This is a genomic window from Clostridium sp. AF27-5AA (assembly GCF_003478415.1).
In the GTDB taxonomy this organism is placed as follows: Bacteria; Bacillota; Clostridia; order Lachnospirales; family Lachnospiraceae; genus Otoolea; species Otoolea fessa.
Map to the genome: position 1 here is coordinate 52,399 of NZ_QUFH01000003.1, position 13,844 is coordinate 66,242.

Annotated in this window: 12 protein-coding genes; 3 read left to right on the forward strand and 9 right to left on the reverse strand. The window is 48.2% G+C overall.

Features of this window, described 5'->3' with window-relative positions; all coding sequences use genetic code 11:
* Positions 1–555 precede the first annotated feature (555 nt).
* Complete coding sequence (locus tag DWY89_RS04475) at positions 556–1,119, forward strand: DNA-deoxyinosine glycosylase (RefSeq protein ID WP_118492342.1); 564 nt, start codon at positions 556–558, stop codon at positions 1,117–1,119.
* On the opposite strand, the gene DWY89_RS04480 is transcribed toward DWY89_RS04475, so the two are convergent.
* The gene (locus DWY89_RS04480) at positions 1,116–1,262 is read right to left on the reverse strand and encodes a hypothetical protein (protein WP_243017769.1); all 147 of its coding nucleotides are present in this window, start codon (positions 1,260–1,262) and stop codon (positions 1,116–1,118) included. The two genes, DWY89_RS04475 and DWY89_RS04480, sit on opposite strands and share 4 nt — an antisense overlap.
* A gap of 143 nt (positions 1,263–1,405) precedes the next feature.
* Here DWY89_RS04480 and DWY89_RS04485 point away from each other — a divergent pair, with 143 nt between their 5' ends.
* Both DWY89_RS04485 and DWY89_RS04490 read left to right on the forward strand, forming a co-directional pair.
* On the forward strand, positions 1,406–2,386 hold the full coding sequence (locus tag DWY89_RS04485) for a radical SAM protein (protein ID WP_118524417.1): 981 nt from the start codon (positions 1,406–1,408) through the stop codon (positions 2,384–2,386).
* Between the two features lie 1,037 nt (positions 2,387–3,423).
* Positions 3,424–4,368 (forward strand): DUF5688 family protein, encoded by a 945-nt coding sequence (locus DWY89_RS04490; RefSeq protein ID WP_118523234.1) that lies wholly within the window; start codon positions 3,424–3,426, stop codon positions 4,366–4,368.
* On the opposite strand, the gene DWY89_RS04495 is transcribed toward DWY89_RS04490, so the two are convergent.
* From DWY89_RS04495 to DWY89_RS04530, 8 genes are all read right to left on the reverse strand, one after another.
* The gene (locus tag DWY89_RS04495; RefSeq protein ID WP_227589434.1) at positions 4,322–4,768 is read right to left on the reverse strand and encodes a threonine/serine exporter family protein; all 447 of its coding nucleotides are present in this window, start codon (positions 4,766–4,768) and stop codon (positions 4,322–4,324) included. The genes DWY89_RS04490 and DWY89_RS04495 overlap by 47 nt on opposite strands.
* Positions 4,765–5,535, reverse strand: a complete 771-nt coding sequence (locus DWY89_RS04500) for a threonine/serine exporter family protein (RefSeq protein WP_107001060.1) — start codon at positions 5,533–5,535, stop codon at positions 4,765–4,767. The genes DWY89_RS04495 and DWY89_RS04500 overlap by 4 nt, the downstream gene beginning before the upstream one ends.
* Before the next feature lie 17 nt (positions 5,536–5,552).
* Positions 5,553–7,544 carry an excinuclease ABC subunit UvrB gene (gene uvrB / locus DWY89_RS04505; protein ID WP_118467275.1) on the reverse strand — a complete coding sequence of 664 codons (1,992 nt, stop codon included), beginning with the start codon at positions 7,542–7,544 and terminating at the stop codon, positions 5,553–5,555.
* A 284-nt stretch (positions 7,545–7,828) separates the two neighbouring features.
* Positions 7,829–9,016: an MFS transporter gene (locus DWY89_RS04510; RefSeq protein WP_118467273.1), complete on the reverse strand. Its 1,188-nt coding sequence runs from the start codon at positions 9,014–9,016 to the stop codon at positions 7,829–7,831.
* A 192-nt stretch (positions 9,017–9,208) separates the two neighbouring features.
* Complete coding sequence (bioA, locus tag DWY89_RS04515) at positions 9,209–10,411, reverse strand: adenosylmethionine--8-amino-7-oxononanoate transaminase (RefSeq protein ID WP_118523235.1); 1,203 nt, start codon at positions 10,409–10,411, stop codon at positions 9,209–9,211.
* 26 nt (positions 10,412–10,437) lie between these two features.
* Positions 10,438–11,121 (reverse strand): dethiobiotin synthase, encoded by a 684-nt coding sequence (gene bioD, locus DWY89_RS04520; RefSeq protein WP_118471986.1) that lies wholly within the window; start codon positions 11,119–11,121, stop codon positions 10,438–10,440.
* 3 nt (positions 11,122–11,124) lie between these two features.
* A complete protein-coding gene (locus tag DWY89_RS04525) occupies positions 11,125–11,673 on the reverse strand; it encodes a biotin transporter BioY (protein WP_233430256.1) in 549 nt (182 codons plus the stop codon).
* 234 nt (positions 11,674–11,907) lie between these two features.
* Positions 11,908–13,731, reverse strand: coding sequence for a ComEC/Rec2 family competence protein (locus DWY89_RS04530; RefSeq protein WP_279218418.1), 1,824 nt, complete (start codon positions 13,729–13,731; stop codon positions 11,908–11,910).
* Positions 13,732–13,844: the final 113 nt, after the last annotated feature.

Genomic DNA, 13,844 nt, shown 5'->3' on the forward strand with positions numbered 1-13,844 from the left:
CAGTTTGTCAATTACAGGTGACATTGAAAGAGTCAGCCCATTCAAGGTGCCGGCTCTTTCAAAAATTCCATTCTAAATAAATTGCATGATAACTTAGAGTAAAAATGAATACCCATTAGCCGGAAATGAATAGAAAACGAATAAAAGTGTGGTGTTTCGTATAATTATGAGTTAGTATGCATCAGACACACTTTTGTAAAAAGGGAGTTTCAAAAAAACATTCTATCATTTTTGATCTATGATATAATGTGAACACTTGACGAGGTATTTTCGAGTCTAGTGAGAACATATGCCTGACCACTTAATGAGGTGTTTCACGAATTTAGTGGTCATGGTATAATGAGCCCAGAAGAAAAGAATGCGGCTGCGAAGCAGACATATTCTTTTCTTGCGCCATTACCGAACAAACAGCCATGCGAAGCAGGGCGGTAGCGCGCGATAGCGCGGGTTCGTGAGTATCATGTCCATGCACCAAATGAAGCCAGATCAAAGTCGAAAATTGATTTCGTATTTATTATAATTGACAACAATAATCCGCAAAAAGGAGGTTCCACCATGCCATCCCACATCATCCACCCAATCCCGCCTGTTTTTGACGCCGACTCCCGCATCCTGATCCTCGGTTCCTTTCCGTCGGTCAAATCCCGAGAAAGCTGTTTTTTCTACGGGCACCCACAGAATCGTTTCTGGAAGCTCTTAGCGCGCCTGCGAAAGGAAGACGTTCCATCCTCCATCGAGGAAAAGAAGGAATTTCTGCTGCGGAACCACATCGCCGTCTGGGACACCATCCATAGCTGTTCCATCGAAGGATCCAGCGACAGTTCCATCCGCGATGTTGTTCCAAACGACCTCGCCTCTATCCTGGATCACGCTTCCATCCAGGCGATTTACACAAACGGCGGGCTGTCCGGAAAAATGTACGACCGCTTCTGCCGTAAACAGACTGGCATTGAGGCAATCAAACTGCCGTCCACCAGCCCTGCCAACGCTGCCTGGAACCTCGACCGGCTGACAGATGCCTGGAAATGTATCAACCAGATCCTGGGGAAACCCGGATCTGAAACAAAAAACACTGTTTCCGATGGCAACGCACGCGAGGCAAAAACACGCATCATCTAAACAAACACCATCTGCACCAGAATCATATAAAATACAGTCCCTGCCGGCCAATGGCGCTTCTGTCCGATCCACTGTTCCGTAAAAATCATTACAAACAGTGCCGTCAGTGCAAAGTCCAGCCCTTTCGTATTAAATGTAATCACATTTGACACTGCTTATCTTTCTTAGTAGAATAAATACATTATAACGATCGATTTTTCGGATTCAACACAGATTTGAACTATGTAAAAAAGCTTTGAAGGAATTACCTTTACAAAAAATCTTATAAAAAAAGGAAGCAAAACCTATGAACACATATATTCCCCTCCCTAATTCAAGTGCCGGCTCGCCTGTCCAGTTCTCTGAACCAGCCGCCTACTCCTACGAAAGCTGCCATTGCTGTCCGCGAAATTGTCAGATCAACCGCACCAAAAAACAGGGCTGGTGTCACAGCCCTGCCGGTATCCGGGCGGCACGCGCGGCGCTTCATCCGTGGGAGGAACCGTGTATCAGCGGTCTGCACGGAAGCGGTACCATCTTTTTTTCCGGCTGCACGCTGCGCTGCTGTTTCTGCCAGAACTACCAGATCAGCAGCGAAGGCTTTGGAAAAGATATTTCTGAAACGCGCCTGGAGGAAATTTTTCTGGAACTGCAGGCACAGGGCGCGCATAATATCAATCTGGTGACACCGACACAGTACCTTCCGTCGCTACTGCCTGTCTTAAAACGGGTCAAACCGCAGCTTTCCATCCCGATCGTCTACAACTGCGGCGGTTATGAGACGCTGGAAGCGGTTGATGCGCTGGCTCCCTATATCGATATCTGGCTGCCGGATTTAAAATATTACTCTTCCGAACTGTCCGCCCGCTATTCCGCCGCCCCGGACTATTTTCCGGTTGCCTCCGCAGCAGTCAAACGGATGATCGAGCACACCGGTCCGCTGGTATTGGAAGATTTCTCTGAAAATGGTCAGGCCTGCCAGCTCATGAAGCGCGGCGTGATCCTGCGGCATATGGTTCTTCCGAAACACAAAGACGATTCCATCCGCCTGCTCCACTGGATTCACGACAACCTCCCGGAGGGGCATTTTCTGGTAAGCCTTATGAGCCAGTACACCCCCTTCTACCAGAGCAACAAATATCCGGAAATCAACCGTCGCATCACAAGCTACGAATACCAGAAAGTCGTCGATGCCGCGATTGAGCTGGGACTCACACAGGGCTTTATGCAGGAAAAAAGCAGCGCGAAAGAAGAATACACGCCGCCGTTTGAGTTGCAGGGGATTTGATATTTATATAAGAAAAAATCCTTCTTGATACTTTTCCATGAACCAGAAAAAAGGGTATCGATAAATTGACATTTTATCGATACCCTTTAAACTATCTCGTCCATTGGATGATACCTCTTTCTTTGAACTTTTCCTTTATTCAATTTTGATTCCTTTTTCAACAATTTCTGAATCGTTCAATCTTATTTTTTCTTTTTCCACTTATCTATCTCTCTTTTAAAAAACGCTTCTTTTTAATGATACTTTCTCGTCATATCACTAAACCGAATCCTGTTTCTAAATATGTATGATAGACGATTGACTGATTTTTACTTGTTGATTTTGGTTTTCCTTTGTTCAATTTTTTTATTAAAAAATTGAACCAGTTTTATGTTTTCGGTGGAATCAGCTCCCTTCTTTTTTTGTTTTATTTCTTGTTTCTTTTGATGGTTTTATTCTAATACATATGTCGCATTTTGTCAATACTAATTTTGTATTTTCTTGTTATTTTTCAGTTTTATTTCCATCATGAATGCCAGATATTAGTTTTCGTCTCGCAGTCGCGCCATCTTATCTCTTTATTTACCATCGTTCACACATTATGAGCATCATGCAAACTGTTACTGGGAACGTATGCGTGAACAGCAACAAATCCGCAACCAGAACTTCACTTTTCCCCTGTTATTTTTCTTGCCAATCTTCCCATTTTCCAGTATAATTATGATATCGGTGCATTTTGGCACCTGCTTCTTTATATGCAGGCAATTTTTTCACATCTTACTGGTTCCTGCGATTCTCATGTTCAGTTTTTTCGATGATTTCCATGACTATTTTCATACTTACGCACTCAAAAGGTAAACGCTAAATCTCTGAACTTTTTATTTATTTTTTAATCACTAAGCAATCTTTCTTCACATCTCAAACTTCATGACTGCTTCTTGATTTGATTCCTTAAAACTTATTCACACGGGGAAACTGTTTCTCATCTTGCTGAAATTCATAACCTACATGAGCAAGCGGACATCCCCTATCTGCAATTTTATTTCAGGAGGTACTTTATGGTCTATGAAACTTTTTTGAAAACAATCCAGTCGATGGTGCAGACGCGCCTCAATAAAAAAGCCAACGTCTCCCTGCGGCGGGTTCTGAAAAATAATGGACTGATGCTCGACGGGCTGAGCTTTACGAAACCCGGCTCACGGTTATCACCGACTGTCTATCTGAACGCCTACTATAATGAAGCGGAGGAAGGGATGCCGCTCTCCATTATTACTGATCAGATCCTGATGGTGTATGAGACAAATCCAGGATTTTCGGAGGATATCTGCGAGGAACTGCGCGATTTTGATGCCGTACGCAGCCGGATTGCCTACAAATTGATCCACGCCGCTAAAAATAAGGTGCTTCTCTCCCACGTCCCACATATTCCGTATCTCGATCTGGCGATCGTTTTCTATCTGATCCTCACTGACAATGAGGAGGGGCAGATGACGACCCTGGTACACAGCGACCATCTTGCCCTGTGGGATATTTCTCTGGAAGAACTCGGCATACTGGCGGAAAAAAATACACCTCGCATGCTGCCGTACCACATCAGCTCCATCGAATCCACCCTCAATCAGCTCGAAATGGAGGACATCGTTGAAACGGAAGCTCTTCCATCGGTCGCTCTCTACGTTCTGACAAATTCGCGCGGCATCAACGGCGCTGCCTGCATGCTCTATCCCCGCGTCTTAAAAGAGTTTGCCGAAAGCCTGGGCGAAGATCTGATTATCCTTCCATCCAGCATCCATGAAGTGCTTCTCACTCCCAGCAGCGTCTCCCTTCCGCCGGAAGAACTCAATGAAATGGTTCAGGCGATCAATCAGTCGGATGTGCCCGCTGAAGACCGCCTGTCAGATCATATTTATTATTTTAGCAGGATTCAGGGCTGTCTCTACCTGCCGCCCAGTTCCACTACGACGCTTTATTCCGGAGCAGACGGAACAGTGAATCCACAATAAAGATGGCAACCGCCATCGCCCCCGCTATCTGGATCGTCTGGATCAGATAAAAATTGTACCATTTTGTCTGTCCCTGTATCAGAAAATAGACGCTCCGGTAGATCGATGCGCCCGGCACCGTCGGCAGGATTCCTGCCACCAGAAAGATCGTGACGGGCGCTTTTAACACGCGTGCAAATACCTGGCTCAGCAGAGCCGCTGCCAGACTGGAAAAAAATGCCGCCGCCACCTGCGAGGTTCCCACCTGCATTGATACCAGGTACGCCAGCCATCCGGCACCTCCGGTAATGCCCGCATAAACCAGATATTTCCGTGGCATATCGACCAGCAGGGAAAAACCAAAAACCGCCAGAAATGCCCCCACGCTCTGGATCATCAATTCTCTTATCATCTCTGTCATACCGATCCTCCCGCCAGCCGGACTGCTACGATCGCCAAACCGACGCCCGACGCAACCGCCAGCGCCACCACGACTGCCTCCGCCATCCGCGCGACTCCCGAACTGTAATCTCCATTCAGCGTATCGCGGATTGCTGCCGTAAATGTGACCCCAGGCACCAGCGGCATGATTGCGCTGATAATCACTACATCCAGGCTCATTCCCAGAAATGCCCCACGGCGCAGCAGATACGCCGCAACCGCCAGTGCAAACGAGCCAAGTGCATTTTGACAGAAATCATTCAGCATAAGGTTGGACGCCGCCCGCAGGACAAACGCAAGAACGACTCCCACGACAGCCGCCACCAGGCATTCGCCCGGACCGCCTCCAAACATCACCGCAAAAAATCCCGTCGTTGCCGCATAGCCAATGCATTTCTTCCAGAATCCGTATAATGTCGTATTAGCAATCCGATCCAGTCGTTCCTGCGCCTCCCCGACGGACAATTTTCCGCTGCAAAATTCCCTTGAAACATTGTTTACCTGATAGATGCGGTTCAAATTCGTTGCCCGGTTTTCCACCCTTTTTACCAAGGTAAGCGGCGGAAGTGATGCATCCGCAATCGTCGCCACGATCCCCGTCGTCACGACAAACACATCTGCCCGTGCAATCCCTGAATGCTTTAAAATACGGTGAATCGTGTCCTCCACACGGTAGACCTCCGCTCCACTCGCCAGCATGATCTCCCCCGCCCGGACCGCCATCTCCATCAGCGCGCCATATTCCATACCAACCACCCTCTGATTTACGAATTTTCCAAATCCAGCAACATTTTCTTGACCTCTACCATACGGTCACGCAACACGACCGCTTCCTCGAAATTCAGCTCGGCTGCCGCCTGATTCATCTTCTTCGTCAGTTCCTTTACAAGTTTTTCTAATTCCTGGCGATCCATCGATTCCAGATCCTTCGTTACCTTATTCGTAACCGGTTCGGCTGCCTGCGAGATCGTGATCAGATCCCGGACAGCTTTCTTGATCGTCGTCGGCGTAATGTGATGTTCCTCATTGTACGCCTGCTGAATCGCGCGTCTTCGCTCCGTCTCCTCGATCGCCGCCCGCATCGAATCCGTGATCGAATCTGCATACATGATAACATGCCCCTCAGAATTTCGCGCTGCTCGGCCGATCGTCTGAATCAGGGACGTTTCCGAACGCAGGAATCCCTCTTTATCCGCATCCAGAATCGCCACCAGCGCAATCTCCGGGATATCCAGACCCTCACGAAGCAGGTTGATGCCGACCAGCACATCGAAGACATTCAGACGCATATCCCGGATAATCTGGGCGCGTTCCAACGTGTCAATATCCGAATGCAGATATTTGACGCGGATTCCCGCATCGCGCATATAGTCGGTCAGGTCTTCTGCCATCCGCTTTGTCAGCGTCGTAACAAGCACCTTAAACCCTCGATCCACCTCCCGGTTGACCTCCGAAATCAGATCGTCGATCTGTCCCTCGACCGGTCTCACCTCAATCGGCGGATCAAGAAGTCCCGTTGGACGGATCACCTGCTCTGCCCGCAGAAGCTCATGATCTGCCTCATACTCGCCCGGTGTTGCTGAAACGCAGAGAATCTGATCCAGTTTGCTCTCAAATTCTTCAAAATTTAACGGTCGGTTATCCAGCGCCGACGGCAGGCGGAATCCATATTCCACCAGCGTTTTCTTGCGCGACTGGTCGCCCGCGTACATACCGCGCACCTGCGGCAGCGTGATGTGCGACTCGTCCACAATCACCAGAAATTCATCCGGGAAATAATCCATCAGCGTACACGGCGGTTCTCCCGGTTTCGAACCAATCAGATGACGCGAATAATTCTCGATACCGGAACAGAAGCCTGTTTCCCGCATCATTTCCACATCAAAATTCGTCCGCTCCGCGATTCTCTGTGCCTCCAGAAGCTTATCCTCACTCTTAAAGTAAGCGACCTGCTCCTTCATTTCCTCTAAAATATTGTTTGCCGCAATCTCCATCCGCTCTTTCGGGATGACATAATGCGATGCCGGGAAAATCGCGATATGTCCTAACTGCGCCTTGATCTCGCCCGTCAGCGTGTCAATCTCTGTGATCCGGTCTACCTCATCCCCGAAAAACTCAATCCGGTACGCATCGCCGCCCGAATACGCCGGGTATACCTCCAGTACATCGCCGCGCACCCGGAACGAACCTCGCTTGAAATCCATGTCATTCCGGCTGTACTGAATGTCGATCAGCTTGTGAATGACCTCGTCGCGGTCCTTCTCCATGCCCGGGCGTAGGGAAATAACCATGTTTTTATAATCGATCGGGCTTCCCAGACCATAGATACAGGAAACCGATGCCACAATAATCACATCCTGCCGCTCCGACAGCGCCGCCGTTGCTGAATGCCGCAGCTTATCGATCTCGTCATTGATAGAGGAATCCTTCTCGATGTATGTGTCCGTGGACGGGACGTAAGCCTCCGGCTGGTAGTAGTCATAGTAGCTGACAAAGTATTCCACCGCATTATTGGGAAAAAATTCCTTCATTTCCGAATAAAGCTGGGCTGCCAGCGTCTTATTATGTGCAATAATTAACGTCGGCTTATTCAGCTTCTGAATCACATTTGCCATCGTAAACGTCTTGCCAGAGCCCGTTACCCCCAGTAATGTCTGGAACTGATTTCCTTCCTTGAAGCCCTCCACCAGCTTTTCAATCGCCTGCGGCTGGTCGCCGGTCGGGCTGTATTCTGATACCAACTCAAAATGATCCATTGCTTTCTCCTGATTTGATATAATTCACAAATAAAGAATGTGCCTTTTTGTGTAATAGGGGATTCCAAGGAATTTCCTAGTACACAAAAAATCCCATTAAGTATTTCTATTATACCAAATCCACCCATGAATGTATACATAAAAGCAAAACAAATCAGTACAAACGTTCGATTTCAGATAACTGTTCACAGGTAGGAATTTTCTGAATTTTCTAAACTGAAGATTCCGTACGATACAGTTCTGGTTGCAGATTTTGCCGTCATTCCTATTATTGGTTTACTGTATTATTTCTTTCTTCCCGTGACTACTATCAGAACGATTCCTAATACTCCCATCATCCCCGCATACCCCACAAACGGCACGCTCACGCCCTCACTGAATCTTCCCATCCATTTCAGCACAAACGGCGAACACGCCGCTCCCAGATTGCAGCCGACCAGCACGATTGATGTGGCTGTATTGATAGAAGACTGCGGAATCTGCTCGGAAATCTGGTGGAAGGAATAGGTAACCAGAACGGTATAGAAAAATCCAACGATACTAATGCCAATTCCAATCAGCGGCAGATTGCCCGCATATGCGGTCAGAAGCATCCCCGCTCCAAGCATCAGGCATCCAACCCCCGGCAATTTTTCCTTCCACCACATCGTCAGTTTTCCAAAATAAACACCGGCAGCTATTCCCATCAGCATCATGAGCGTGAGAATGATGCTGGCTTCCGACTCCGTTCCAAGTTTCTTCTCCAAAATCAGCATCGGGACACGCAGGGAATTGGAACAGTAGATGCAGATGACAAATCCCGCAAACAGTGCATAAGCAATGGGCAGGACTTCTTTTTTCCAGCATTCTCTTTTTCCATCTGCCTCCGCTTCCAGACTTTCTTTCTCTGCCCCTGCACTCTGTGAGCCCGCACTCTGTCCCATCTCCATATTCCCCGGAACCCATACAAGATACAGAAGTACAATCACAAATCCGAGCGCGTACACCCAAAATGCCAGATTCCACCGGATCAACACCAATTTTCCAGCAACCAGCGTCATAACCGCGCTTCCCAGCACCTCCGCCGATCCGCGGTATCCGAGCAGCGCCGCTTTTTCCCTGCCTTCATAATATTCACTGAAAATGCTGATTGCTTTCGCATTAATGAGCCCAATCCCGATCCCCAGGAAAATCCTGGACGCGAACATCACCGGATATTCCTGTACAAACACCGGTACCATGCCGCTGACCGATAAAAGAAGCAGACCGCCCACAATCATTGGACGGTCTTTCATATAACGCGACAGCCATGCATTCAGCACGATCATGACAGTGATCGCAAACGACGGTGCTGAGATCAACATCTCCACCTGTGCGGTTGTATATTCACTGAAATGCTGCAGCAGCGATGGCAGCACGATCGAAACAGAATACGCCGATGTCAGTATCAATGACAGCGATAGCAGCGCTATTTTCTTCATTTGTTCTTTCATATTAATTTCTCCCCGAATGTAAGTTTTATACTAGAATTCTGATTGCTTCTGTCCTATCCATTCACAATCGCAGGCAACACAATCCATGTATCGTTTCTTAAAACAATACTCCATATCTTCTATCATAAATGAAATTCATTCAGAAAGAAATACCTAAATTATTTTTCTAAGATAGATGTTCCTTCGTTACCTCTATCCCCGCGCAAACCAGTCCTTCATGCACTGAAGCACCTGAACCAGCTCTTCTTCCTTGATAATATACGGAACCATCGCGTACAGATAATTTAAGAACGGACGGCTGAACACGCCGCGTTTGTACGCATATTCCTGATACCCTTTCAGGACTGCCGGATCATATACCTCGACGCAGACACATCCGCCCATCATGCGGACCTCCTTGATTCTCGGATCGGTAAATCCTTTCATCTCCCGGCGGGTGATGGCTTCGATCTTCTGAATCTTTTCCACGTAATTCTGCGTTTCAAACAGCTCGATCGAGGCAAGCGCTGCACTGCACGCGAGGGCATTTCCCATGAAGGTCGGTCCGTGCATCAGCGCATGTTCCGGGTTATCATCGAAAAATCCATCAAATACCTTTTTATTTGCCACAGTCGCCGCATGACCAATGTAACCGCCGGTCAATGCCTTTCCGAGAACCAGAATATCCGGAAGCACCCGATCTGCCACAAAGCGGTTTCCGGTTCTGCCAAATCCGGTTGCCACCTCATCAAAAACCAGCAGCACGCCGTATTTATCACAGAGTTCCCTTGCCTTCTCCAAAAATGAAATATCGTACATCCGCATTCCGCCAGCGCCCTGTAAAAGCGGTTCCACCAGCACGCAGTTCAACTTATCATGATACTGTTCAAATGCTTTCTCCAGCGCCGGGATCTCAGTCGGAATGTGAACCACATACGGGCTTGCACCATAGGCTTTCAGCACAAAATGGTAGTCCTCATCATCGCCTGCCTCCATCGTCTTAAAAGTATCGCCGTGGTACGCGTGTTCCAGCGCCAGAATCATCGTCCGCTTCTCATCGCCGCGGTTCATATAATACTGCAGCGCCATTTTCAGCGCTACCTCAACCGCCACGCTGCCGGAATCTGAAAAAAAGCAGTAGTCCAGATCGCCCGGCAGCCAGGACGCCAGTTTTTCTGAAAGCCTGCGCGCCGGCTCATGCGTCAGCCCGCCCAGCATCACATGAGAAAATTTTTCTACCTGTGAAATAATTGCCTGATTGATCACCGGATGTTTATATCCATGAATCACACTCCACCAGGACGAAACCGAATCAATCAGCTTCTGATCCTTCGTGTAAAGATATACCCCGTTCGCATCCACGATCTCATAAGGCGCTTTCATTGTTTTTAACTGTTCATATGGATACCAGATCATTTTTCTTCTCCTTTTTATCTTCTTTCTTACGCATACAGCCCTTTCAGCGTCTCCACATCCATGGAAAGCTCCATATCTCCATCCGCCACACAGGCAACCACCGGAACGCCCGTGTAATATTCACACATTTTCCGGTTATCCTCATGAAGCAGATTTCCCGCCTCATAATGGTTGAAAATAATTCCCTTCAGGGCAATTCCCTGTTGTTTCAGATAATAGGCAGTAAGCCCCACGCCATTGATCGTCCCAAGCCCCGCATCTGCAATCAGCAGGCATCCAAGCCCGCACGCTTTTACTACTTCTGGAAGACGGATATCCGCCTCGTCTATGCAGAGTGGACAGAGAATTCCGCCGCTTCCTTCCATCGTCACATACTCATATTTTTCACAGACTTTGTGAAAATCTTCCAGCACCCGTTCCATCTGGACCGGGTTGCCCTCCAGACGGGATGCCAGATGCGGCGATACCGCCGTCTCGTACACATACGGACACATTTCCTCAAGCGGCTGCCCGATTCCCGACATTGTTTTTACCTGCAGGGCATCTCCTGGAATCAGGCTTCCATCCGCACGCCGCTCATTGCCGCTCATTGCCGCTTTATAATACGCCGCATTCACGCCGCTCTCCCGCAGTTTTTTCACAATCAATCCTGTCACATACGTTTTTCCAATATCCGTTCCCGTACCTGTTATAAAAATCCCCTTGCTCATCTTTTATCCAAGTCTCCCTCCCTGAATCAGCGGAATCATCCGTTTTCCTATGATGGCAGCCACAATACAGAGCACGATATCGCCCGGAACTGCCAGAACAAAGCAATATAAAAACAGCGCTCCTACGCCGATCGGCGAATTCAGATAGAAATTGCTGATCACGTAGTAATAAATCATTCCAAATGCATAGACAATAAAAAGTCCCAGAAAATTAGCTCCCAGCAGGCGCCGGTAACTCGGATGCGTCTTGGCATTGGCAATCTTACCATTCACATACGCCGCAACCGCAAATCCGATGATATATCCAAAACTCGGCTGGAAAATATATCCCGGTCCGCCGCCCTGTGTGAAAATCGGAAGTCCAATTAAACCTAATACGATATAAACCACAACCGCCAGCGCCCCGTTGACCGGACCTAAAAGCAGACCCGCCAGCATCGTAAATAAAAACTGCAATGTAAATGGAACCACCGGAACCGGTATCTTGATAAATGCTCCCACTGCAATCAGTGCGACAAACATCGCGCACAAAACTAAATCCTTTGTCTTCATGTGTTTCAAACCTTTTTCCTCCTTGGTTATCTGAATGATTTCAGGCATCCGAAGCCATTCTATTCTCGCACATGTACATAAATTTCTCTCCGCAACCCCTGTTCCAACCATCTAAAACAGCAGCGGCCGTTCCAGATCCCGGGTAGTCGAAACAGATGCAGAACTGATTGCAAGCATAACATAGCCTTTTTCCATTGTCAACCTATTATTTTTATATAGTTAACAATTAGTTTTTTATCTGTTTTTATCTCTTTCCTTCCCATAATCTTGTTTCTTATATCCCTTGATATACATACGTTTCCCGTCCGTCCACACATTCACCGCCCCCGAATCCGCCGTTCTCCAGATCTCCGTCCCCGTCTGTTCCAGACGTTCCACCGCCTCCGGCGCCGGATGCCCGTAAGTATTTCCCTCTCCATAAGAGAGCACCGTGAAAGCTGGGGAAAAGCACTCCAAAAACTCCTCTGAGGAAGAACCGTTCGAACCATGGTGTGCAGCTTTTAACAGTGTCACCTTTTCCCCCTTTTTGTCCTCTTCCATCGCCAGAATTTCTCTTTCGTCCTCCACTCCAATATCTCCAGTCAGAAGCATACTAAACTTTCCATACGTGACATCAAACACCAGTGAATGACTATTTCGCTCCTCGGCCGGCTTTTCCCCCGCCTCCGGGTACAGGCACCGAAGCGCCAGGCTTTTCGCCCGCACCGTTTCTCCCCGATGCAGATAATAGACTTCCGCCCCCCGTTTTCTGGCAAGAGTTTCCATTTTTTTATATGCCTCCTGTCCTTTTCCCGCCGCCGGAAGTGCCAGATTCCGCACCCGGATATCTGCCTCCTCCTTCAAAAGCCATTCGATCCCGTTCGTGTGATCCGCATCCGCATGGCTGACCAGAATCCAGTCCAGCGTGCGGATTCCCTGACTTTTCAAAAATGGTTCCAGCACATTTTTCCCGATTTTTTTATCCTGGCTGCTGCCACAGTCCGAAAGAATTGCCTCATCCTGCGTCCGCAGAAAGACGCCGTCGCCCTGTCCTACATCGAGAAACCAGATCTGAAAGCCATGAACAGGCTGAACTACTAAAAAGACTACTGCCACAGCAATAAACACACTATTTTTTCCCTGTGCATTCCAGTCTTTTGGAAACCGAAAAATCCCTTTTCTCCCTAAATTATCTCTTGCTTCTCCCACACTCCATACATATCGAATCCCCAGCGCCACATAAAACACCCCTATTTTCCACATTTCCGGGCGTCCTGCCACGATGGAATGAAACGGCACGCGTTCCACCTGGATGCAAAGCCATTCATACAACTGAAAAATATAATGCCCCGGACCCGTACATGCACTTGCCGCTATTCTGAATATTTCTGGTATTTCTGATATTCCCGATGCCGCACCTCCAAAAGCCGAAAGTACTCCCGCAATGCTGCTGCCTCCGCCCATCCCCCCAATTTTTCCTCCTACAAACGCTATACTGTAAATTCCAAGCGCCAGCAGACCGCTTCCGGCTGCATACGTGAGAAGCGGTATCACGATCAGATTCAGAAAAATTCCCAACATCGGAAATGTAAAATAGTGATACAGCTGAATCGGCATCGTATAAAGCTGAATTGCCGAGCTGAGCATGAATGTTTCATATCCTTTCTTTTTTTCTTTCTCTTGTTCCTCCTCTTCCCGCTCTTTTCTCTTTTTTCCCACTTTCCGCAGCCGCTCCGTCTCCAGCCCAATCGCGGCAACCGCGCCATAGGAAAGCTGCAATCCCGCCGAAAAGAGCAGATACGGCGACTGCCACGCCTGCAAAATCAAAGACAGCGACAGCGCACTCAGCAGATCGTAACTCCGCCCCAGATATGCCGCCAGACAGGACACCTCTACCATAAATACCGCCCGGAATACCGATGCTCCAAATCCGGTTACAAAACCATAAAAGGTAAGAAGCGCTGAAGCACCCAGTCCCGCCCATCCATACGATATGCCCCAAAAACGCAGTGCGCTGTAAACGCTCATGCCAATCAAAGAGACATGAAGCCCCGTCTGGGGTTTTACCCTGTATAAAATATAGCGAGTTCTTTCTTATATATATGTATTACTACTTTGGGGACCATATTGGGGGATAGATGTAGAGGACGAGGGGATAGTTATAGGGTTCGGGGGATACATATTTTCTCTCG

Coding starts and splice junctions, on each gene's coding strand:
- DWY89_RS04475 (WP_118492342.1), top strand. CDS start 556: ATGCCATCCCACATCATCCACCCAATCCCGCCTGTTTTTGACGCCGAC.
- DWY89_RS04485 (WP_118524417.1), top strand. CDS start 1,406: ATGAACACATATATTCCCCTCCCTAATTCAAGTGCCGGCTCGCCTGTC.
- DWY89_RS04490 (WP_118523234.1), top strand. CDS start 3,424: ATGGTCTATGAAACTTTTTTGAAAACAATCCAGTCGATGGTGCAGACG.
- DWY89_RS04495 (WP_227589434.1), bottom strand. CDS start 4,768: ATGACAGAGATGATAAGAGAATTGATGATCCAGAGCGTGGGGGCATTT.
- DWY89_RS04500 (WP_107001060.1), bottom strand. CDS start 5,535: ATGGAATATGGCGCGCTGATGGAGATGGCGGTCCGGGCGGGGGAGATC.
- uvrB (WP_118467275.1), bottom strand. CDS start 7,544: ATGGATCATTTTGAGTTGGTATCAGAATACAGCCCGACCGGCGACCAG.
- DWY89_RS04510 (WP_118467273.1), bottom strand. CDS start 9,016: ATGAAAGAACAAATGAAGAAAATAGCGCTGCTATCGCTGTCATTGATA.
- bioA (WP_118523235.1), bottom strand. CDS start 10,411: ATGATCTGGTATCCATATGAACAGTTAAAAACAATGAAAGCGCCTTAT.
- bioD (WP_118471986.1), bottom strand. CDS start 11,121: ATGAGCAAGGGGATTTTTATAACAGGTACGGGAACGGATATTGGAAAA.
- DWY89_RS04525 (WP_233430256.1), bottom strand. CDS start 11,673: ATGAAGACAAAGGATTTAGTTTTGTGCGCGATGTTTGTCGCACTGATT.